Here is a 21,546-nt window from a genome sequence, read left to right as displayed (position 1 = left end):
GCGGCTCAGAACAGCGAGCCGCCGGCCACTTGGAGGACCAACTGCGGGGCGACCGAGAGCACCACCGCCGCGGAGGCGGTGAGCCCCAGCGTGGCGGTCAGGCCGACCGGCAGCCGCCGCTCGGCACCGTCCTCGGCCGCGACGGCGGACGCGTCGGCCGGGGCGAACAGCCGGGCCGTCCACAGCAGGTAGTAGTACAGGGCGACGACCACGTTGACGGCCATCACCACGGCCAGCCACCCCAGCCCGGCGTCCACGGCCGCGCGGAACACCACGACCTTGCCGAACAGGCCGATCACACCGGGCGGCAGCCCGGCCAGGCAGAGCAGGAAGAAGGCCAGCGCCAGCGCCGTCCACCGGTTGCGGGCGAACAGGCCGCGGAAGTCGTCCACGCTCGTCCCGGCCCGGCGGCCGACGGCGGCGACCACCCCGAAGGCGCCGAGGTTCACCACGCCGTAGATCAGCGCGTACGCGGCGGTCGCGCCCAGCGGATCGGCCCCGGTGGGCGCGTAGCCGGCCGCCGCGAGCGGCACCAGCAGGTACCCGGCCTGACCGACCGAGGACCAGGCCAGCAGCCGCACCGCGCTGTACCGGGTGTCGAAGCGCTGCCGCAGCGCGCCGACGTTGCCGACGGTCATGGTGACGGCGGCCAGCACCGCGAGCACCAGGCCCCAGGTGTGGGCGTACGGGCGGAACGCGACGGTGGTGGCGAGCGCCAGCCCGGAGAGGCCGGCCGCCTTGCCGACCACCGAGAGGTAGCCGGCCACCGGCAGCGGGGCGCCGGTGTAGGTGTCGGGCACCCAGAAGTGGAAGGGGACGGCGGCGACCTTGAAGGCGAAGCCGACCAGCGTCAGCACCGCCCCCGCCTCGGCCAGCGCCTTGAGCTGGGCGGGCGCGTGCTCCAGCCCCTGGGCGACGGCGCCGAGGTGCAGGCTGCCACTGGCCGCGTAGACGAAGCCGATGCCGAGCAGCATCACGGCGGTCGCGGTGACGGAGGAGACGAAGAACTTGAACGCGGCCTCCGCGCCCCGCCCGTCCCGGCGCAGCGCGACCAGGGCGAAGGCGGGCAGCGAGGCGACCTCCAGGGCGATCACCATGGTCGCGAGGTCGCGGGAGGCGGGCAGCAGGGCGGCGCCGGTGGCGCTGGAGAGCAGCAGGAACCAGTACTCGCCGCGGGGCAGCTTCTGGTCCTCGACGGTGTGCATCGACAGCAGCGCCGCGATCAGCGCGCCGCCGAGCGCCAGCAGCTGGAAGACCAGCGCGAAGTGGTCGGCGACGTAGGAGCACCCGGTGGTGTCAGTGGCCCCTGCTACGTTCCGGAGGCAGAAGGTGGCCCGGGGTGATCCCCCGGTGAGGGGGAGGAGGGCGAGCAGGGCGAGGGCGAGTCCGGCCGCGGCCAGGCGGCCGAGCCAGCGCTTGTGCCGTTCGGGCAGGAAGAGGTCGGTGACCAGCACCGCGAGGGCGGCCACGGCGGCGATCAGCGGGGGCGCGATCGCCACCCAGTCCACGGACTGGATCAGGCTGCCCGGGTTGGCTACGGCGAGGGAGGTCACAGTGTGCTGCCCCGTGGAGTGAGGTCCGAGTGCGGCGGTGTGGGCTGCGAGCACGGTCAGCCACCCCCGAGGAGGTGCTTGACGGCCGGGTCGGAGAGCCCGAGCAGGAGGGCGGGCCAGAGTCCGGCCACCAGGGTGAGCGCGGCCAGCGGTGTCCAGCTGACGGCCTCGTACGGCCGCAGGTCGGGCACCTCGGGCACCGGCGCGGGCTGCTCGGGGTCGCCCATGCAGACGCGCTTGACCACGATCAGCAGGTAGCCGGCGGTGAGCAGGGTGCCGAGGCCGGCCAGGACCATGTAGGTGACGAAGGCCGGGCGGGACAGCCCGGCGGCCGGGTCGAAGGCGCCGAACATGGCGAGCAGCTCGCCCCAGAAGCCGGCCAGGCCGGGCAGGCCGAGGCTGGCGACGGCGGCGAAGGCGAGCAGCGCGCCGATCCGGGGTGCCCGGCCGTACAGGGCGGCGCCGGTGGCCCCGGCGAGGGTGTCCAGGTCCGCCGTGCCGTAGCGGTCCTTGACCGCCCCGACCAGGAAGAACAGCAGGCCGGTGATCAGTCCGTGGGCGATGTTGGCGAACAGCGCGCCGTTGACGCCGACCGGGGTGAGGGAGGCGATGCCGAGCAGCACGAAGCCCATGTGGCCGACGGAGGAGTACGCGATCAGGCGCTTGAGGTCGCCCTTGGCGCCGGGGCGGGCCAGCGCGAGGCAGGCCAGCGAGCCGTAGACGATGCCGACGGCGGCGAAGGCGCCCAGGTAGGGGGCGAGCGTCGCGGTGCCGTCCGGCACGACCGGGAGGAGCACCCGGACCAGTCCGTAGGTGCCCATCTTGAGCAGCACGCCGGCGAGCAGCACCGAGCCGACCGTCGGGGCGGCGGTGTGGGCGTCGGGGAGCCAGCTGTGCAGCGGCCAGGCGGGGGCCTTGACCGCCAGCCCGACCATGATCGCCAGCGCGGCGACCACCTGGGTGGTGTGGCTCAGGCCGTTGCCGTGCCCGGCGGCCAGCGCCTGCATGTCGAAGGTGCCGGCCTTGCTGCCGATCAGCAGGAAGCCGAGCAGCATCACGGCCGAGCCGAGCAGCGTGTAGAGGATGAACCGGTTGGCCGCCGGGGTCCTCGCGCCGCTGCCCCAGCGGGCGATCAGGAAGTACATCGGGATCAGCACGATCTCGAAGGACAGGAAGAAGAGGATCAGGTCCAGCACCGCGAAGGTGGCGAGCATGCCGACCTCCAGGAGCAGGAACAGCCCGACGAAGGCCTGCGGCGAGGGGACGCCGTCCCCCTCCGGCAGCCGCTTCTCCGAGTACAGCGCGCAGAGGAAGGTGAGCAGCGCGGTCAGCACGACCAGCGGCAGCGAGACGCCGTCCACGCCGAGGTGGAAGCGCACGTGCAGGGCCGGGATCCAGTCCAGGTCGGTGGTGGCCTGCATCCGGGCCGGCGCGTCGTGGTCGAAGCCGGCCGCGAGGAGGACGGAGAGCAGCAGCACCGCGCCGGTGAGGACGGAGTTCAGCCGCAGCGCCCGGCGGCCGGCGACGGCCCGGTCCGGGCCGAACACCGGCGCCAGGGTGAGCGCGGCGCCGAGCAGTGGCAGCACCAGGAGGGCGATGAGGACCGCGTTCATCGGGGGCTCCCAGCTTCGGCGGCGGACGGGACGGAGGGGACGGGGGTGGGGAACGACAGCACCGGCTACACCGCCACCAGGACGGCCAGCAGGACGACCCCGGCCAGCAGGGCGCTGAGGTAGGTCTGGGCGTTGCCGGTCTGCGCGAGCCGGACGGCCCGGCCCAGCAGGTTGGCGCCGATCCCGCTGCCCTGCACGTAGCCCTCGACGACCTCGCGGTCGAGGAAGCGGACCAGCCGGGCCGCCGCGACCACCGGCCGGACGAACAGCAGGTGGTAGAGCCGGTCGACGCCGAAGCCGTGCCGGGCCGGGCCGAACAGCGGGCCGAGCAGGGTGCGCCCGGGGTCGGCGACGACCACCTCGGCGGCCGGGGCTCCGGCCTGCTCGGGCACCCTCCCGGCGGCGGCCGGGGCCGGCCGGCCGGTGGTCAGCCGTGCGGTGGCCGAGCGCCAGGCGCCGTACGCGGCGAGCACGCCGACCACGGCGAGCCCGGTACCGGTGACGGCGGTGACGCCGGTGGGTCGCAGCGAGCCGCCGTCCAGCAGCGCGGGCAGCCAGTCCGAGCGCAGCCCGGCGACGCCGAAGCCGATGGTCGGGACGGCCAGCACCCACAGCGGCCAGCGCATCGCGGGCGGCTCGGCGGTGGCCGGGTCGGCCTCGTCCGGCTCGGGCGAGTACGGCGCGTCGGCCTCGGGGGCGGCCGGGGCGGCCTGGGCCGCCCGAACCGGTGCGGCCGCGCCGGCCGGGCTGTGGAAGGTGACCAGGAACAGCCTGGCCGCGTAGGCGCCGGTGAGCAGCGCGGTGAGCGCGGCCGAGATCAGCACGATCCAGCCGGCCGCCTGCGGCACCGCCGAGGCCGGGCCGAGGCCGTTGGTCAGCGCCTCGCCGTTGGCGGCGTGCTCGGCGGCGGTGAGCACCGCCTCCTTGCTGAAGAAGCCGGAGAACGGCGGCAGCCCGGCCAGCGCGAACAGCGCGATGCCCATCGTCCAGTGGGCGTCCGGGACGGTCCTGCGCAGGCCCGGGATCCGGGACATCGCGGAGATCGAGTTGGTGTGCGCGGCGTGGATCACCACGCCGGCGGCCAGGAACAGCAGCGCCTTGAACGCACCGTGGCTGACCAGGTGGAACACCGAGGCCTCGCGGTCCCCGCTGGCCAGCGCGCCGGCCATGTAGCCCAGCTGGCCGACGGTGGAGTAGGCGAGGACCCGTTTGAGGTCGTCCTGGGCGAGCGCGCAGAGCGCCGAGCCGATCATCGTCACGGCGGCCATCACCGCGAGCACCACCAGGGCCGCCCCCGACTGGAGGAACACCGGCAGCAGCCGGGCCACCAGGTAGATGCCGGCCGCGACCATGGTGGCGGCGTGGATCAGGGCGGAGACCGGCGTCGGACCGGCCATCGCGTCCGGGAGCCAGGTGTGCAGCGGGAACTGGGCGCTCTTGCCGGCCACACCGGCGAGCAGCAGCAGCGCGACCAGCGTCGGGTGGCCGAGCCGGCCCTCGGTCGCGGCCGACAGCACGTCGGTGATCCGGAAGCTGCCGGCGTCCGCGGCGAGCAGGAAGATCCCGAACAGGAACGGCACGTCACCGAGCTTGGTGACCAGGAAGGCCTTGAGCGAGGCCGACCGGGCGTCGGCGCTCTCCCAGTGGTGGCCGATCAGGAAGTACGAGCAGACGCCCATGACCTCCCAGCCGACCAGCAGCACGACGAGGTCGCCCGAGTAGACCACCAGGAACATCGCCGCGGTGAACAGCGAGACCAGCGCCGCGTAGGACGGGTAGCGCCGGTCCTCCTTGAGGTACGCGGTCGAGTAGACCTGGACGCAGGTGGCGACCAGGCCGACCAGCACCGAGATCAGCGAGGTGAAGCCGTCCAGGTGGACGGAGAGCGCGATGTCCGGACCGCCGGTCGGGGTGAGCCGGGTGGCGGCGTCCAGGGTCCGGCCGGTGCCGAGCTGGAGGGCGACCACCAGGGCGAGCACGGCCGAGACGGCGACCGGGACGATCGCCAGCGGCCGGGCCAGCCCGGGCGCCTTCTTGCCGACGGCCAGGGTCGCGGCGGCGCCGAGCGCGGGCAGCGCGGGGACGAGGACGGGCAGGGCGAGGTTCATGCGGTGGCCCGGCCCTTCAGTGCCTCGGCTGCGACCGGCTCGTCCTCGGCCGGGGTGTGCGGCTCGGCCGGGTCGCCGAGCGCGGTGGCCCGGTCGATGTCCGCCGTGCCCCGGGCCCGGAACAGCAGCAGGACGATGGCGAGCCCCAGCCCGATCTCGGCGGCGGCGACGGTGATGGTGAACAGGGTGAGCGCCTGCCCGGCGTGCAGCGAGTCGCGCAGCCAGGCGTCGAAGGCGACCAGGTCGAGGTTGACGGCGTTGAGCATCAGCTCGACGGACATCAGCACCAGGACGGCGTTGCGCCGGGCGAGCACGCCGTACACGCCGACGCCGAACAGCAGCGCGGCGAGGACGACGGGGTAGGCGAGGTGCATCAGCTCTCCTCCGACGCGGACGACGAGGACGACGCGGGTGCCGAGGGCTCGGGCTTGGGCGTGGTCGCGGCCACGGTCCCGTTGGACCCGACCGGCCGTCCGGCCCGCAGCTTGCCCGCCCGCGGCGCCGGCACCCGGCGCCCGGACCCGCGCGACAGCACGATCGCGCCGACCAGCGCCGCCAGCAGCAGCACGGACAACGCCTCGAAGGGCAGCACCCAGTTGCGGAACAGACTGGCGCCGGTCACGGCGGCCGAACCGCCGCCCGCGCCGAGGTCGATCCAGGAGGTCCGGAAGGCGTCGACCACCAGGGTCACCAGCGTCCCGGCCGCGGCCAGCGCCACCACCAGGGCGACCCAGCGGTTCTCGGAGTCCGCGTCCGGCGAGCGCCCGATCGGCGCCCTGGTGAGCATCAGCCCGAACAGCACCAGGACGACCACCGAGCCCAGGTAGATCAGCACCTGCACCCAGGCGATGAACTCGGCCGTGAGCAGCAGGAACTCCACCGCCAGCCCGCCGAGCGCGACCACCAGCCAGAGCGCGGCGTGCACCAGCTGCTTGGTGGTCACGGAGACCACCGCCGAGCCGAGCACCGCGATGCCGACCAGCAGGAAGACGACCTCCTGCCCGGTCGGGGACAGGAACGAACGGGCGGCCGGCTCCAGGGAACCGGTCGCCGCGAGGAACGTGGCAGCGGCGTTCACGCGTCGTCACCCTTCTCCTCGGTGGCCTCGGCAGCGTCAGCAGCCTCGGCGGCCTCGGCGGCGGCCTCGATCGCCGCGACGGCCGCGGCGGCCAGCTTGTCCGCCGCCTTGCGCGCGGTGGCGATCTCCTTGGGCTCCTCGGCCGCCGGGTCCAGCGCCGGCGGCGCCGGGACGGTCCACATCCACTCGCGGAGCTTCTCCCGCTCGTGGGTCAGCTCGTGGATGTCGGTCTCCGCGTACTCGAACTCCGGCGACCAGAACAGCGCGTCGAAGGGGCACACCTCGATGCAGATCCCGCAGTACATGCAGAGCGAGAAGTCGATGGCGAAGCGGTCCAGCACGTTGCGGGTGCGGGCCCGGGCGTTCGGCTCGGCGGCCGGCAGCGTCTCCTTGTGGGAGTCGATGTAGATGCACCAGTCCGGGCACTCGCGCGCGCAGAGCATGCACACCGTGCAGTTCTCCTCCAGCAGCGCGATGACGCCGCGCGAACGCGGCGGTAGCACCGGCTGGACCTCGGGGTACTGCGCGGTGACGGTCTTCCTCGTCATCGTCCGCAGCGTCACGGCCAGGCCCTTGGCGAGGCCGGCACCGGGGAAACTCATGCGATCGCCACCTTGATGATGCCGGTGAGGGCCAGCTGGACGAGCGCGAGCGGGATCAGCACGATCCAGGCGAAGCGCATCAGCTGGTCCTCGCGCAGACGCGGGTAGGTGACCCGCAGCCAGATGACCACGAAGGCCAGCGCGAAGGTCTTGAGGAGCATCCAGAGCCAGCCGAGCTGGTCCGCCATCGGCCCGTGCCACCCGCCGAGGAACAGCACCGCCGTCAGCGCCGACACCACCAGGATGCCCACGTACTCGGACAGCAGGAACAGCGCGAAGCGCAGCCCGGTGTACTCGGTGTACGCGCCGAAGATGATCTCCGAGTCGGCGACCGGCATGTCGAACGGCGGCCGCTGGAGCTCGGCCAGACCGGCCGTGAAGAACACGAAGGCGCCGATGATCTGCCAGGGCAGCCAGTACCACTGCCAGGCGTCCAGGATCCCGGGCAGCGACAGGGTGCCGGCGGCCATCGCCACCGAGGCCGCCGCGAGCACCATCGGCAGCTCGTAGGACATCAGCTGGGCGGCCGTGCGCAGGCCGCCGAGCAGCGAGAACTTGTTCGCCGAGGCCCAGCCGGCCATCAGCTTGCCGATCACGCCGACGCCCATCACGGCCAGCACGAAGAACAGCCCGGCGTCGATCGCCTGCCCGACGAAGCCGTTCGGGCCGACCGGGATCGCCAGCAGCACGAAGAGGTACGGCAGCAGCGAGACGGCGGGCGCCAACTGGAAGACCCGGCGGTCCGCGTCGGCCGGGACGATGTCCTCCTTCTGGGCGAACTTCACCCCGTCCGCGACGAGCTGGGCCCAGCCGTGGAAGCCGCCCGCGTACATCGGGCCGAGCCGGCCCTGCATGTGCGCCATCACCTTGTGCTCGGTCTGGCCGATGAGCAGCGGGAAGACCAGGAAGACGACCAGGGTGGCGACGCAGCGGAGCACCGTGTCGAGCAGGTTCACGCGCCGTCTCCGTCCTGGTCGGCCGCTCCGGCCGAGTTCTCGTCCTTCGCCCCGCCGGGCTCCTGCTCGCCGGGCCCGCCCGACGGCTTCTCCTCGTGGGCGGGCACCGGGTGGTGCCAGGGCGCGTCGGAGGACCGGGGCCGGGCCGGGGCCTGGGGCTCGGCCGTCGGTTCGGCCGTCGATTCGGCCGTCGGTTCGGCGGCGGTCTCGGCCGCCTGGCTGACCGAGCCGGCGGACACCGACCGGGTCCGCCGCGGCCGGTCGGTCCGCACCGGTGGAGCGCCCTCGGCAGCGGGCACGCCGGGAGCAGCCGAGGCCTCCGGAGCCGCCGCCTCCTCGCAGCCCGCCTGGCTCGCCGAGCCCTCGGAGACCGACCTGGTCCGCCGCGGCCGGTCCGCCCGCACCGCCGGAGCGCCCTCGGCGGCAGGTGCGCCCGCGCCGGCCGCAGCCCCAGCCGCAGCCGCGGCCGCGCCCGCCCGAGGCGTACGCGCCGCCGCGCCGGCCGCCCGCGCACCGCGCGCGGGCCGCTCGGCCACCGGCGGCAGGGTGCCCTTGAGCGGCCCCCACTCGTTCGGGTCCGGCACGCCGGCCGGCTGCATCTTGCGCCGGGCCGGTCCCGCGCCGTGGTCCGACTCGCCCGGCTCCTTGGCGCCCGGCCAGTCCTTGGCGACCCGCGCCGCGAGCACGAACTCCTTGCGCAGCGGGTGCCCCTCGAAGCCGTCCGGCAGCAGCAGGGTGGCCAGGTGGGGGTGCCCGGGGAAGTCGATGCCGAACATCTCGTGGGTCTCGCGCTCGTGCCAGGCGGCCCCGGCGTACACCGCGACGGCGCTCGGCAGTGCGGCGCCGTCCCGTGGCACCCGGGTGCGCAGCGCGAGGTGCCGCACGCCCGGCGCCTCGACGGCGGCCAGGTGGGCGACCACGGAGAAGCCCTCGGCGAGCTCGTCGACGGCGCTCAGCCAGTCGAAGAAGCCCAGGCCCAGCACGTCGCGGGCGGTGGTGAGCGCCTCGGTCCAGCGCTCGGCCGGCACGTCGACGGTGATCAGGCCGTACGCCTCGGCGCCGGTCGCCCACTCCCCGACCGACGCCGCGTACTGCTCCGCCGTGAGCGTCTCGACAGGTCGCTCGCCGCGCTCGCTCACGACACTCCTCCATCGTTCGGGGGCCCCGCCACCAGCGGCCGGCGCAGTGCCGCCGCGGGCGCGGTGTAGCGGCCGGGCAGGGACTCGGCGGCGATCTTCTCCTGGAGCTTGAGGATGCCCTGGAGCAGCGCCTCCGGCCGCGGCGGGCAGCCGGGCACGTAGACGTCGACCGGGATGATCTGGTCCACGCCCTTGGTGACGGAGTAGGAGTCCCAGTACGGGCCGCCGGAGTTGGAGCAGGCCCCGAAGGAGATGACGTACTTCGGCTCGGGCATCTGCTCGTAGAGCCGCTTGACGGCGGGCGCCATCTTGTCGGTGACCGTCCCGGAGACGATCATCAGGTCCGCCTGCCGGGGGCCGGGCGCGAACGGGATCACACCCATCCGGATGAAGTCGTGCTTGGCCATGGACGCGGCGATGAACTCGATCGCGCAGCAGGCCAGGCCGAAGTTGAAGCACCAGAGGCTGTAGCGGCGGCCCCAGTTGAGCACGACCTTGACCGGGTCCGGCGCGAGCCGGGCCAGCGGGCCGATGCTGCGGCGCCCGACGGCGCCGGGGGCGGCCGGGTCGGGCAGTCCGAGCGGGACGGGACCGCCCTGGCCACCGTGCGAGTGGGTGTGCGTCACGTCCATTCCAGAACGCCCTTCTTCCAGGCGTAGAGCAGTCCGACCGCGAGGAAGCCGATGAAGAGGAACATCTCGATCAGCGTTCCGGCGCCGTACCCGGCGGTGGCGAAGACGGTCGCCCACGGGAACAGGTAGATCGCGTCGACCGCGAAGATCACGTAGAGGAAGGCGTACACGTAGTAGCGGATCTGGGTGTGCGCCCAGTCCTCGCCCACCGGGTCCACCCCGCACTCGTAGGCGAGGAGCTTCTCGGGCGAGTACACCACCGGCCGGAGCAGCCGGTTGGCGGTGAACGCCACGGTCACGAAGAGCACCCCGATGACGGCCAGCAGGCCCATCGCGGCGTACGCGTCGAAGTAGCCGCCGCCGACCGACGGGTCGGCCGCGACGGCAGCCACCTGCTGCCCCTCCATGCCTTCGCCTCCACCTCGGCCGCGAACCCGCCCTCAAGACAGTTCTACGACTTTTCCTCACACGGTCTTAACCATGGCCAATGCGTGAGTCTAAGGGGAGGGCTCCACTCCCCCCGAAACCTGCCCGCTCCGCAAGACGTCCCGTGGACAACCCGGTGAACGCCCGGAGGCCCTCCGGGGTGGGGATAACCCCCGCCCCGGAAGATGTATCACCCCCATGGCACATCCCCTCCCCCGTTCGGGATGCTGGGGGCCGCCAGCTCGAACGAGGGGACGGATGATCCGATGAAGTCGCTGAACCGCGCCGTGGACGCCATCAAGGAGCAGGACGCTCGGATGGAGCGCCCGCCGCTGTACGGCGCGCGGATGTGGCGCCAGGTCGGACACCTGATGCTCAACTTCCCGCTGGGCATCGCCGGCTTCGTGCTCTCGGTGACCGCGCTCTCGGTCGGCCTGGGCCTGTCGGTGACGGTGATCGGCCTGCCGGTGCTGGCCGCCGGCCTGGCCGGGTCCCGCGCCCTGGGCGCCCTGGGCCGCAGCCGGGCCCGCTCGGCGTACGGCTCCGCGATCGACGACCCGCAGCCGGTGAAGCAGCGCCGCCCGGGCCTGGTCGGCTACACCATCGCCCACCTCACCGACCTGCTGAACTGGCGCTCGGCGCTCTACAACGTGCTGATGCTGCCCTGGGGCATCCTGAGCTTCACCCTGACCCTGGTCTCGGTGATCACGCTGTGGCCGGTGCTGCCCTTCGTCGTGCGCGCGATGGCCGCGGTCGACCGGATCCTGATCGAGTCGCTGCTCTTCCCCGGCGCGCTGGCCGAGCGGGTGCGCGAGCTGGAGGACGACCGCGGCACCGTGGTCGAGACCGCCGCCGCAGACCTGCGCCGGATCGAGCGGGACCTGCACGACGGCGCCCAGGCCCGGCTGGTCGCGCTGGCGATGGACCTCGGCATGGCCAAGGAGCGGCTGCGGGAGGTGGAGACCCAGGAGGACATGGCGGTCGCCGCCCGGATGGTCGACAACGCGCACGGTGAGGTGAAGCTGGCCCTCCAGGAGCTGCGCGACCTGGCCCGCGGCATCCACCCGGCGGTGCTCACCGACCGCGGCCTGGACGCGGCGCTGTCCGCGGTGTCGGCCCGCTGCACCGTCCCGGGCGGGGTGAAGGTGAACGTCGACCTGGCCGGGCCGGACGGCGAGCCCGAGCGCCCGGACTCGGCGGTCGAGGGCATCGCGTACTTCACCGTCAGCGAGCTGCTGACCAACGTCTCCAAGCACGCCGGCGCCACCAGCGCCTCGGTCGACGTCTGGCGCTCGGACGACCAGCTGATGGTGCTGGTCCAGGACGACGGCCGGGGCGGGGCGGCCCCCTACCCGGGCAGCGGCCTGGCCGGGCTGGCCGAGCGGATCCGGGCGGTGGACGGGGTGTTCCTGGTGGAGAGCCCGGAGGGCGGCCCGACCACCGTCACCGTCGAGCTGCCCTGGCGCACCCGCACCGCCCGCCGCTAGGAGGCGCCCCGGACGCCCGGGAACGCGAAGGGGCGCCGGGACCCGTCGAGGCAGTGGACGGGTCCCGGCGCCGGTCCGGTGCGGCGGCCGCCCCGCGGAACCCTTGCGCGGTGGACGGGCCGGCCGGCGTACCGGGGTCGGGGGGCGGGTGCGCTAGGAGCTGCTCTCCAGCGTGCCGAGGGTGACGTCGGCGGTCGCGGCGTTGCCGTCCCTGGTGTAGCCGACGGTGACCTTGTTGCCCGGGGTGAGCGAGGCGAGCGCGGTGGTGAGCGCGTTCAGCGAGTCGACCGGGGTGTCGCCGAGCTTGGTGATGACATCGCCGGCCTGGAGCCCCGCCGAGGCGGCCGGGCCGCCCTGGCTGACCGCCACGATGACCGCGCCGGCCGGCTGGAACTGCTGGTTGAAGCTGGTCCGGGCGGTGACGCCGAGCGCGGCCCGCCCGGAGTTGGTGACCTTGCCCTGCTTGATCAGCTGGTCGGTGATGTTGGTGATGGTGGACGCCGGGATGGCGAAGCCGATGCCGGGGGCCGCCGCGCCGTTGGTCTGCGGCTCGGTCGCGGCGAGGGTGTTGATGCCGATCACCTGGCTGTCCAGGTTGACCAGCGCGCCGCCGCTGTTGCCCGGGTTGATCGCGGCCGAGGTCTGCACCATGTTGCCGATGGTGGCGCCCGGCGAGCCGCCGCCGCGGGGCTCGGAGACGGTCCGCCCGGTGGCCGAGACGATCCCCTGGGTGACGCTGCTGGAGAGCCCGAGCGGGCTGCCCATGGCCAGGGTGATCTGGCCGAGCTGGACCTTGCTCGAATCGCCGAAGGCGGCCGGCTTGAGGCCGCCGGGCGGGCTGCTGAGCTTGATCACCGCGAGGTCGGAGTCCGGGTAGCTGGCGACCAGGGTGGCGTCCAGCGACTTGGTGGAGTTGGCCAGCGTCACGGTGAAGGTGGTCGCCGAGCCGACCACGTGGGCGTTGGTGACGATGTCGCCCTTGTCGTCGTAGACGATCCCGGAGCCGAGGCTGTCGCCGGTGGTGATCTGGACCACCGAGGGCAGCACGTCGGCGATCACCTTCTGGTACGCGTCCTGCAGCTGGTTGGCGCCGCCCGGCTGGGCGGCGGGCGCGGCGGAGGCCTGCTTGCTCGCGCCGGGGGAGGAGGCCGAGGACGAGGAGGAAGAGGCCGAGGAGGAGGACGAGCTGCTGCACCCGGCCAGCGCCAGGGCGAGCGCCGTGACTGCCGCGACCCCGCCGGACGCGAGCAGCCGCCGGTGCGCCGCCTTGGGACCGGTCGGCCGGGGGCCGGCCGGCAGCGGTCGGTTGTGTTCCTTCTTTCGGCTCACCTGGCTGCCTCCGATTCGTCACCGCGCGGGCGCGGGCATGAGAGCACGGAAATCTTTGTCAGCATTTCACCGATTTGTCCGTTTTGCCGTCCCGACTCGCCCGAACACCGGCGACCGAAACCGAACGCCTAGGATTGCCGCATGACTTGGTTGATCACCGGCGGTGCCGGATACATCGGCGGACACGTCGTCCGCCAGCTGCTCGACGCCGGTGAGCGCGTCGCCGTCCTGGACGACCTGAGCACCGGCGACGCCTCCCGGGTGCCGGCCGGCGTCCCGCTGATCGAGGGCTCCACCCTGGACCGCGCCGTCCTGGACGCCGCGATCCGCGAGCACGGCATCGAGGGCATCCTGCACTTCGCCGCCAAGAAGCAGGTCGGCGAGTCGGTCGAGCAGCCGTTCCTGTACTACCGGGAGAACATGATCGGCCTGCAGACGGTCCTGGAGGCCGCGGCCGAGGGCGGCGTCAAGCGCTTCCTGTTCTCCTCCTCCGCCGCCGTCTACGGCATGCCGGACGTCGACCTGGTCACCGAGTCGACCCCGTGCGCCCCGATGAGCCCGTACGGCGAGACCAAGCTGGCCGGCGAGTGGCTGGTCGCCGCCGCGGGCAAGGCCCACGGGATGTCCACCGTGGCCCTGCGCTACTTCAACGTGGCCGGCGCCGCCTCGCCCGAGCTCTCCGACACCGGGGTGTTCAACCTGATCCCGATGGTCTTCGAGCGGCTGACCGCCGGCGAGGCCCCGCGGGTCTTCGGCGACGACTACGCGACCCCGGACGGCAGCTGCGTCCGCGACTTCATCCACGTCTCCGACATCGCCTCGGCGCACGTCGCGGCCGCCAAGCGGCTGGCCGCCGACCCGGCCGGCGAGACCGCGCTGGTGCTGAACATCGGCCGCGGCGAGGGCGTCAGCGTCAAGGAGATGATCGAGGTCATCGGCAAGGTGACCGGCTACGACACCACCGCCGACGTGACCCCGCGCCGCCCCGGCGACCCGGCCCGGGTGGTGGCCGCCGCCGACCTGATCCACCGCGAGCTGGGCTGGAGCGCCGGCCACGACGTCGAGGCCATGGTCTCCTCCGCGTGGGAGGGCTGGTGCAGCCGCCACCCCGGGGCCCGCAGGGCCTGACCGGTCGGTGACCGGACCACCGGACGGCGGTGTCCGCCCCGCTCAGCGGGCGGGCACCGCCGTGCCGTAGTAGGCGTCCAGCGCGTACACGCAGCGGTCCTTGGAGCCGACGAAGACCCGCCCGCCGACCGCCACCGGGGAGCCGGTGAGCTCGCCCTTGGTGCCGAGCTCCCAGCGCAGCTGACCGGTCGCCAGGTCCAGGGTGTGCAGCGAGTGGTCCCGGCTGCCCAGGTGCACCAGGCCGTCGGCCACCGCCGGGGAGCCGACGATCTCGCCGCGCGTGGTGTAGCGCCAGCGCTCCCGGCCGGTCGCCGCCTCGAAGGCGTACAGCACCTCGCCGCTGCCGACCAGCACCATGCCGTCCCCGACCACCACCGGCTCGGCGCCCTGGCGGCTGCCGGTGACCCCGCGCCAGCGGTCCAGGCCGGTGGCCGCGTCCAGCGCGTAGACGGTGCCCAGGTAGTCGGCCACGTAGACCGCGTCGCCGTCCAGCGCCGGCGGGGTGAACAGCACCACCGGGGCGTCGAAGCGCCAGCGCTCGGTGCCGCTGGCCGCGTCCAGCGCGTACACCCGGGTGCCCGCCGTCACGTACAGCACGCCGCCGCGCTCGACCGGGTGCGCGGGCACGTCCTCGCCGACCTGGAAGGACCAGCGCAGGCCGGCCCCGCGCGGATCCACGCAGCGCAGCCGTCCGGCGCCGAAGTAGTAGGCGGCGCCGCCCACCAGGACCGGGCCGGACTGCGGGTTCTCGTAGTCCTGCTGGGCGTCGTCGGCGCGCCACAGCTCGGCGCCGGTGGCGGCCGCGCGCAGCTGGACGCCGCCGCCGCGCACCCCGCAGCAGAGCACGCCGTCGGCGGCGGAGAGCGAGTAGACCCAGCCGTCCAGCGAGGTGCGCCAGCGCTCGGTGCCGTCCGCGACGTCCACGGTGTACAGGTGCGGACCGTCCGCGGCGTGCACCCGGCCGGCGTCCACCGCGAGCGCCCAGGCGACGTCCCGGGTCTTGTAGCGGCGCTCGCCGGAGCCGATGTCCAGCGCGTGCACCTCGAAGCTGGAGACGAAGAGCGTGCCGTCGGCGACCACCGGGGTGCCCCAGACGTCGTTGGACATCCGGAACCGCCAGGGGCGCCAGCGGGCCGCCGCGGCGGGCGGCGGGGTCGGAACGGGCGGCGGGGTCGGCGCCGCCCGGCGGACCCAGTCGGTGGTGGCCGGGGCGGTGCTCGGACCGGGCTGCTCGTGCTCGGCCCGCGGCCCCGGGCCTATCCGCACCGAGGCGCCGGACAGCTGCACCTCGACGGCCATGCCGCCGGTGGGCGCGCGGTGCTTGTTCTTGGAGGGGATCTTCGCGGTCGGGATCCCGTCGTCCTGGCCCCCGGGGCGCGGCCCGGCGTGCACCGGCCCGGTCGGCGGGGCGTGCCCGGCCCCGGGGTAGGTGCGCGGGTCGTCCGGGCCGGGGTGCGGCGGCGGCACGTGCGGCTGCTGCGGCGGGCCCTGGGTGTGCGGCGGCCGCGGCGGCTCGGCCGGGCCGGGGTACGAGCGGGGCTGGGCGCTCGGGCGGCGGCCGCGCTTGCGCTCGATCAGCTCCAGCGCGTGGGGCGGCAGCCAGTCGCCGACCTCCCCGGCGGCGTCGTCCCGGGAGAACAGGTGCGGGGCCAGCTCGGCCTGGATCTGCGCGGGGGTGGGCCGGCGCTCGGGCGCCTGCTGCATGCAGGCCCGGACCAGGTCCATCAGCTCGGGCGCCATCCCGGTGAGGTCCGGCTCCTCCCGCAGCAGCTGGAACACCGTCTCGACCGGGTTGGAGCCCCGGAACGGGGGGTGCCCGGTGGCGCAGAAGACCATCAGCGAGCCGAGCGAGAAGACGTCGCTGGCGCCCCGGACGGTCCGGCTGTCCCGGGCCTGCTCCGGGGACATGTAGGCGGGGGTGCCGACCGCGACGTTGGTCATGGTCAGCCGGGTGCTGGAGACCCCGGCCGCGATGCCGAAGTCGATCACCTTCGGGCCGTCCTCGACCACCAGCACGTTGGAGGGCTTGAGGTCGCGGTGGATCAGTCCGGCCGCGTGGATGGACTGCAGCGCCTCGGCGATGCCCGCGACCAGCCAGCGGGTGGCGTCGACCGGCAACGGGCCGCACTCCTCGACCAGGTCCTCCAGGGAGGGCGCCGGGATGTACGCGGTGGCCAGCCAGGGCACCCGGGCGTCCGCGTCGGCGTCCACCACGGCCGCGGTGTAGAAACCGCCGACCGTCTTGGCCGCCGCGATCTCCCGGGCGAAGCGGACCCGGAACAGCTCGTCCTCGGCCAGCTCCCCCCGGACGGTCTTGATGGCCACCCGGCGCCCGGAGGCGGAGCGCGCCAGGTAGACCAGCCCCATCCCACCCGCGCCGAGCCGCCCCAGCACCTCGAAGGGCCCGATCCTCCTCGGATCGTGCGCCGTCAGCTGGTCCACTCCGCAGCCACCTCCCCGTCGTCCGCACCCGCCGCGTGGTGCCGGACCCGATTCTCCAATGCCGCCCCGCGCAACTCCAACCTCCCCCACCGGGAGACGGCCACCGCCCCGGACGGACAGTCCGCTGGTCAGCGGTGACGGAACGGCCGGATCCTGACGCCCGATCCGGCCCCGGCTTGCGCCCCGGAGCCCGGACCGTCCACGTCCCGACCCCCCTCACCGGTCACGCTCTGTCACCCGACCACCCCTCAGCGGACTCGCCGTCACGCTATGGGGTCAAAAGCACACGGGGGGGCTTCAAGAGCGCCTTCGGACCCCGGTGAATATCCGTCCGAAGTGGTTCAGGCCGCTATAGCGACCCCCGTGCGGAGTAATAGTCGCATCACCGAATCGCGCCAAGATCGTGCCACGGTAAGCTGACGGCATGACAGGACAAGTTCGCACCGTCGACGGTCGCGTCGCCGGGCGACGCGGACAGGAGACGCGGCAGAAGCTGCTCGACTGCCTCCGCGAGATGCTCAGCACGTCGCCCTATCGGGACGTCAAGGTCATCGACGTCGCCCGTATGGCGGGTACCTCCCCCGCGACCTTCTACCAGTACTTCCCGGATGTCGAGGGCGCAGTCCTCGAAATCGCCGAGGAAATGGCCAAGGACTCCGACACCCTCAAAGAGCTGGTGGCCGGAAAGTCCTGGGCAGGGAAGTCCGGACCGACCACTTCGGAAGAACTGGTCGACGGATTCCTCGCCTTCTGGCGCAAGAACGACGCCATTCTCCGAGTGGTCACGCTCGGTGCCGCAGAAGGGGACAAGCGGTTCTTCAAGATCCGCATGACCGTCCTCAACTCGGTCGCCAAGCCGCTCGCGGAGGCCGTCAAGGAACTCCAGGCGAAGGGTCAGGCCGACAAGTCACTCGACCCGAACGCCGTCGCCGGGGCCCTGGTCTCGCTGCTCGCCTCGGCGGCCGAGCACCAGAAGGCCTTCACCTCCTGGGGCGTCAAGGTCAAGGACCTCAAGCCCAACCTCGCTCCCCTGGTGTACCTGGGCGTCACCGGCAAGAAGGCGCCCAAGTAGGACCCTCCTCCGACCCACCATCCGCTCCCGCGCGCAGCCCCGGCCTCCTGTCCGGGGTACGACGGACGGCGGCCGTGTCCTCGGGGGAGGTCCGCCGACGTACCGCACGCGCGCCAGACATGCCGGTGGGCGGGCACCCCTCACACAGGGTGCCCGCCCACCGTGCATGTCGTATCTTCGCCCGCTCGCCTCCGGGGCGCTTTCGTCCGGTGCCGACGGTCGGCGCTCCCTCGCTCCTCCGTCGCTCCCTCGCGCTCTCCCTTTCGGCACCGGCGCGCCCCTTCGGCTCGGGGCGGGGTCGCCCGCCCTTCGGCTCAAGGGCGGGTGGCTTACGGGCAGCGGACCACTTGGCCGGCGTAGGCCAGGCCGCCGCCGAAGCCGAAGAGCAGGACCGGGTCGCCCGGGGAGAGCTCGCCGCGCTCGACCAGCTTGGAGAAGGCGAGCGGGATCGAGGCCGCCGAGGTGTTGCCGGATTCGACCACGTCCCGGGCCACCACCGCGTCGCCGAGGCCCAGCTTGGCGGCGATCGCGTCGATGATCCGCAGGTTGGCCTGGTGCGGGACGAAGCCCTTGAGCTCCGACGGGTCGATCCCGGCCCGCTCGCAGGCCTGCCGGGCCAGCGGGGCGAGCTGGGTGGTGGCCCAGCGGAACACCGACTGGCCCTGCTGGCTGATCACCGGGTCCCAGCCGGTGATCACCACGGCGTCGCCCCGTTCCGGCTCGGAGCCCCAGACCACCGGTCCGATGCCCGGCTCGGCGTCCTCCTCCTGGGCCTCGACCACCGCGGCGCCGGCGCCGTCGCCGAAGATCACGCAGGTGGAGCGGTCGGTCCAGTCGAGGGTGTCGGACATCCGTTCGGCGCCGATCACCAGCGCGCGCCGCGCCGCACCGGCCCGGATCGCGTGGTCGGCGGTGGCCAGCGCGTAGGAGAAGCCGGAGCAGACCGTGTTGATGTCGTAGGCGGCGGGCGCGCGGACGCCCAGCCGGGCAGCCACCGCGGCGGCGGTGTTGGGGCTGCGTTCGATCGCGGTGCAGGTGGCGACCACCACCAGGTCGATCTCCGCCGCCGTCCGGCCGCTGTTGGCCAGCGCCTTCTGCGCGGCCTCGGTGGCGAGGTCGACCAGGGTCTCGCCCTCGGCGATGTGCCGGGTGCGGATCCCCACCCGGGTGCGGATCCACTCGTCGTCGGTGTCGACGAATGCCGCCAGGTCGTCGTTGGAGAGCACCTTGGGAGGCTGGTAGTGCCCGAGTGCCACAATGCGCGAACCGCTCATGCTGCCATGGAACCGGGTTACCCGCTGGTCAGCCGGGCACGACCGGCTACAGGATCCGCAGCTGTGATCTGTAGGGGCTCCACAAGGCCCTTGGGGCGCCTGGGCCCGGGCGTCCGCCGAGGTCAGGCGGCCAGCGAGGTGGCGTCGCCCATCACGATCACCGGATGGGCGGCCGGGTCCAGGGTGCGGATCAGCTGGGCCATCTTGTCCTCGGGTATCGACACGCAGCCGTGGGTCGGGCCGTCGTGGTCGACGTGCAGCCAGATCCCGCCGCCCTTCTTGCTGCCCATCGGGCGGCGCATGTCGAGCGGGGAGCTGCCGGCGACCCGGTTGTAGTTGATCGCGACCACGTAGTCGAAGGAGCCGGCCAGCTGGTCGCCGAAGAAGCCCGTCCCGGAGACCACGAAGCTGGCGTCCTTGTCGTACGGGAGCTTGCTGCCGGGGTTGGCGTTGCGGCCACCGGCGTCGGTGAGGTCGAAGACGCCGATCGGGCTGCGCAGGTCGCCCTCGTTGTGGTCGGTGGTCCAGCCGTTCTTGCCGTTGTGGCCCTGCCAGGTCTCACCGGCCAGCCAGCGGCCCTCGGGGGTGCGGGTCCACAGCGTGACGCTGTTCCTGTCGGTGTCCTTGCCCTGGCCGGTGGCGACCACGACCTGGGTGGTCGCGGCGGGGATCTTCGCGGTGAAGGCGGCCCCGAGGCCGGGTATCGCGGTCAGGGAGCCGTCCGGGCGGGTCTCGCTGCGGCCGGCGGCCGCGGGGGCGCTCTGCCGGTCGGCGGCGGCCTGGACGGCCGCGGGGGCGGGCGTGACGGGGTGGTCGGGCTTGCTGACGCCCTCCGGCCCGGGGCCGTCGGCGGCCGCGGCGACGGACTTGGCGCCGTCCTGGCCGACGGTGTACCAGCCGGCGGCGGCCGCGACCAGCAGCGCGGTGCCGGCCATGACGGCCTTGCCGTGTCGTTTCTGCTTCGCCTTGCGCCGCCGGCCCCGGGAGGCGGCCCGGCCACCGGGCGCGGGGGCCGCGGCGGCGATGGGCGTGACGGAGGCGAGGGGCGCGAGGGGCTCGACCGGTTCGGGCTGCTCGTACTCCGGCTGCCCGTACACCGGCTCCTGGTAGGCGGGCTCCTGGTAGACCGACGGCTCCTGGTGAGCGGTCCCCTGGTAGGCGAGCTCCGGCTCGACGACGTACGGCTGGAAGGGCTGGAACGGCTGCTCGTACGCCCCGGAGTACCCGTCGGCCGGCTGCCGGTACTCGCCGTAGTACTCCTGCGCGGCGGGCTGCGGGACGGCCTGCGGGTACGGCTCGTACGCCTGGTACGGCGCCTCGTGCGACTGCTGCGGCACCCCGTACCCCGGCTCCGGCATCGGCTCGTACGGCGGGTACTCGGTGGCGCGATGGGAACCGGACATGCCGTCGATCCTGCCAAACGCCCTACCCGTTGGTAAACCCGGGGCGCGTGCGGGAGCCGTGAAGACGCCGCCGCCCGGAGCGCGGGTGCGGTCCGGGCGGCGGGGAAAGCGCAGGTCAGAGGCGCATCGCCTGCGGGGTCTCGCGACGCGTCAGGTCGGGGCCGTCGTACTCGCGGATGATCTCGTAGCGGGTGTTGCGCTCCACCGGGCGGAAGCCGGCGTCCCGGATCAGGCCGAGCAGGTCCTCGCGGCCGAGCTTGTTCGGGGTGCCGAAGTTGTCCGCGTCGTGGGTGATCTTGTACTCGACCACCGAGCCGTCCATGTCGTCCGCGCCGTGGCTGAGCGCCAGCTGGGCGGTGGTGACGCCGTGCATCACCCAGAAGACCTTGACGTGCGGGACGTTGTCGAAGAGCAGCCGGGAGACCGCGAAGGTCTTCAACGCCTCGGCACCGGTGGCCATCTCGGTACGGGCCATCAGCTTGTTGCGCACGACGCCGTCCTTGGAGTCGTGGAAGTCGTGCTGGTAGCGCAGCGGGATGAAGACCTGGAAGCCGCCGGTCTCGTCCTGGAGCTCACGCAGCCGCAGCACGTGGTCGACCCGGTGGCGGGGCTCCTCGATGTGGCCGTACAGCATGGTGGCCGGGGTCTTGAGGCCCTTGGCGTGCGCCAGGCGGTGGATCCGCGACCAGTCCTCCCAGTGGGTGTCGTGGTCGACGATGTGCTGGCGGACCTCCCAGTCGAAGATCTCCGCGCCGCCGCCGGTCAGCGACTCCAGACCGGCGTCGATCAGCTCGTCCAGGATCTCGTCGGCGGGCAGGCCGCTGATCTTCTCGAACCAGTGGATCTCGGTGGCGGTGAAGGCCTTCAACGAGACGTTCGGCAGCGCCGCCTTGAGCTCCCGCAGCGAGCGCGGGTAGTAGCGCCACGGCAGGGTGGGGTGCAGGCCGTTGACGATGTGCAGCTCGGTGAGGGAGTCGCTCTCCATCGCCTTGGCGAGACGGACGGCCTCCTCGATGCGCATCGTGTAGGCGTCCTTCTCGCCCGGCTTGCGCTGGAACGAGCAGTACGCGCAGGAGGCGCTGCAGACGTTCGTCATGTTGAGGTGGCGGTTGACGTTGAAGTGGACGACGTCGCCGTTCTTCCGCGTGCGCACGTGGTGGGCCAGCCCGCCCAGCCAGGCCAGGTCGTCGCTCCCGTAGAGCGCGATCCCGTCCTCGCGGGTCAGCCGCTCACCCGCGTAGACCTTCGCCTCCAGCTCGCGCTTGAGCCCTGCGTCCATGCGGTGACCCGCCTCCTCAGACATT

18 protein-coding genes are annotated in these 21,546 nt (G+C 73.3%); 3 read left to right on the top strand and 15 right to left on the bottom strand.

Annotated elements, in window-relative coordinates:
• Positions 1–5: 5 nt before the first annotated feature.
• From ACFY2K_RS01455 to ACFY2K_RS01410, 10 genes are all read right to left on the bottom strand, one after another.
• Positions 6–1,553, bottom strand: a complete 1,548-nt coding sequence (locus tag ACFY2K_RS01455; protein WP_380586167.1) for an NADH-quinone oxidoreductase subunit N — start codon at positions 1,551–1,553, stop codon at positions 6–8.
• 56 nt (positions 1,554–1,609) lie between these two features.
• Positions 1,610–3,166 carry a NuoM family protein gene (locus tag ACFY2K_RS01450; protein WP_380531885.1) on the bottom strand — a complete coding sequence of 519 codons (1,557 nt, stop codon included), beginning with the start codon at positions 3,164–3,166 and terminating at the stop codon, positions 1,610–1,612.
• Between the two features lie 65 nt (positions 3,167–3,231).
• The gene (locus ACFY2K_RS01445; RefSeq protein WP_380531888.1) at positions 3,232–5,274 is read right to left on the bottom strand and encodes an NADH-quinone oxidoreductase subunit L; all 2,043 of its coding nucleotides are present in this window, start codon (positions 5,272–5,274) and stop codon (positions 3,232–3,234) included.
• Complete coding sequence (gene nuoK, locus ACFY2K_RS01440; RefSeq protein WP_380531890.1) at positions 5,271–5,648, bottom strand: NADH-quinone oxidoreductase subunit NuoK; 378 nt, start codon at positions 5,646–5,648, stop codon at positions 5,271–5,273. The genes ACFY2K_RS01445 and nuoK overlap by 4 nt, the downstream gene beginning before the upstream one ends.
• Positions 5,648–6,352 carry an NADH-quinone oxidoreductase subunit J gene (locus tag ACFY2K_RS01435; RefSeq protein WP_380531893.1) on the bottom strand — a complete coding sequence of 235 codons (705 nt, stop codon included), beginning with the start codon at positions 6,350–6,352 and terminating at the stop codon, positions 5,648–5,650. Before ACFY2K_RS01435 ends, nuoK begins: the two co-directional genes overlap by 1 nt.
• Entirely contained in the window at positions 6,349–6,954 is a 606-nt protein-coding gene (locus tag ACFY2K_RS01430; protein WP_380586170.1) for a NuoI/complex I 23 kDa subunit family protein, read from the bottom strand. Before ACFY2K_RS01430 ends, ACFY2K_RS01435 begins: the two co-directional genes overlap by 4 nt.
• Positions 6,951–7,910, bottom strand: a complete 960-nt coding sequence (nuoH, locus tag ACFY2K_RS01425) for an NADH-quinone oxidoreductase subunit NuoH (RefSeq protein WP_375881885.1) — start codon at positions 7,908–7,910, stop codon at positions 6,951–6,953. The genes ACFY2K_RS01430 and nuoH overlap by 4 nt, the downstream gene beginning before the upstream one ends.
• On the bottom strand, positions 7,907–9,049 hold the full coding sequence (locus ACFY2K_RS01420) for an NADH-quinone oxidoreductase subunit C (protein WP_387709133.1): 1,143 nt from the start codon (positions 9,047–9,049) through the stop codon (positions 7,907–7,909). The genes nuoH and ACFY2K_RS01420 overlap by 4 nt, the downstream gene beginning before the upstream one ends.
• The gene (locus ACFY2K_RS01415; RefSeq protein WP_380533039.1) at positions 9,046–9,681 is read right to left on the bottom strand and encodes an NADH-quinone oxidoreductase subunit B; all 636 of its coding nucleotides are present in this window, start codon (positions 9,679–9,681) and stop codon (positions 9,046–9,048) included. Before ACFY2K_RS01415 ends, ACFY2K_RS01420 begins: the two co-directional genes overlap by 4 nt.
• Entirely contained in the window at positions 9,672–10,088 is a 417-nt protein-coding gene (locus tag ACFY2K_RS01410; protein WP_375881878.1) for an NADH-quinone oxidoreductase subunit A, read from the bottom strand. Before ACFY2K_RS01410 ends, ACFY2K_RS01415 begins: the two co-directional genes overlap by 10 nt.
• Before the next feature lie 336 nt (positions 10,089–10,424).
• On the opposite strand from ACFY2K_RS01410, the gene ACFY2K_RS01405 reads away from it, so the two are divergent.
• Positions 10,425–11,594, top strand: coding sequence for a sensor histidine kinase (locus ACFY2K_RS01405; protein ID WP_387709239.1), 1,170 nt, complete (start codon positions 10,425–10,427; stop codon positions 11,592–11,594).
• A gap of 153 nt (positions 11,595–11,747) precedes the next feature.
• Here the strand turns inward: ACFY2K_RS01405 and ACFY2K_RS01400 are convergent, their stop codons facing one another.
• A complete protein-coding gene (locus ACFY2K_RS01400) occupies positions 11,748–12,845 on the bottom strand; it encodes a S1C family serine protease (RefSeq protein WP_380586271.1) in 1,098 nt (365 codons plus the stop codon).
• A gap of 219 nt (positions 12,846–13,064) precedes the next feature.
• Between ACFY2K_RS01400 and galE the strand changes: the two genes are divergently transcribed.
• Positions 13,065–14,051 (top strand): UDP-glucose 4-epimerase GalE, encoded by a 987-nt coding sequence (gene galE / locus ACFY2K_RS01395; RefSeq protein ID WP_380522865.1) that lies wholly within the window; start codon positions 13,065–13,067, stop codon positions 14,049–14,051.
• Positions 14,052–14,093: 42 nt separating this feature from the next.
• Here the strand turns inward: galE and ACFY2K_RS01390 are convergent, their stop codons facing one another.
• Positions 14,094–16,493 carry a PQQ-binding-like beta-propeller repeat protein gene (locus ACFY2K_RS01390; RefSeq protein ID WP_380522866.1) on the bottom strand — a complete coding sequence of 800 codons (2,400 nt, stop codon included), beginning with the start codon at positions 16,491–16,493 and terminating at the stop codon, positions 14,094–14,096.
• Positions 16,494–16,917: 424 nt separating this feature from the next.
• Between ACFY2K_RS01390 and ACFY2K_RS01385 the strand changes: the two genes are divergently transcribed.
• Positions 16,918–17,565: a TetR family transcriptional regulator gene (locus ACFY2K_RS01385; RefSeq protein WP_188307623.1), complete on the top strand. Its 648-nt coding sequence runs from the start codon at positions 16,918–16,920 to the stop codon at positions 17,563–17,565.
• 329 nt (positions 17,566–17,894) lie between these two features.
• Here the strand turns inward: ACFY2K_RS01385 and ACFY2K_RS01380 are convergent, their stop codons facing one another.
• The 3 genes from ACFY2K_RS01380 to mqnE form a co-directional block, all read right to left on the bottom strand.
• The gene (locus ACFY2K_RS01380) at positions 17,895–18,839 is read right to left on the bottom strand and encodes a beta-ketoacyl-ACP synthase III (protein ID WP_380522867.1); all 945 of its coding nucleotides are present in this window, start codon (positions 18,837–18,839) and stop codon (positions 17,895–17,897) included.
• Positions 18,840–18,961: 122 nt separating this feature from the next.
• A complete protein-coding gene (locus ACFY2K_RS01375) occupies positions 18,962–20,242 on the bottom strand; it encodes a L,D-transpeptidase family protein (RefSeq protein WP_387709129.1) in 1,281 nt (426 codons plus the stop codon).
• 115 nt (positions 20,243–20,357) lie between these two features.
• A complete protein-coding gene (gene mqnE, locus ACFY2K_RS01370) occupies positions 20,358–21,521 on the bottom strand; it encodes an aminofutalosine synthase MqnE (RefSeq protein ID WP_375881866.1) in 1,164 nt (387 codons plus the stop codon).
• Between the last annotated feature and the right edge of the window lie 25 nt (positions 21,522–21,546).

The organism is Kitasatospora sp. NPDC001309, from assembly GCF_042896295.1.
Classification (GTDB): domain Bacteria; phylum Actinomycetota; class Actinomycetes; order Streptomycetales; family Streptomycetaceae; genus Kitasatospora.
Note: the sequence above shows the minus strand (reverse complement) of the source record. Positions and strands in the feature narration are given on the sequence as shown.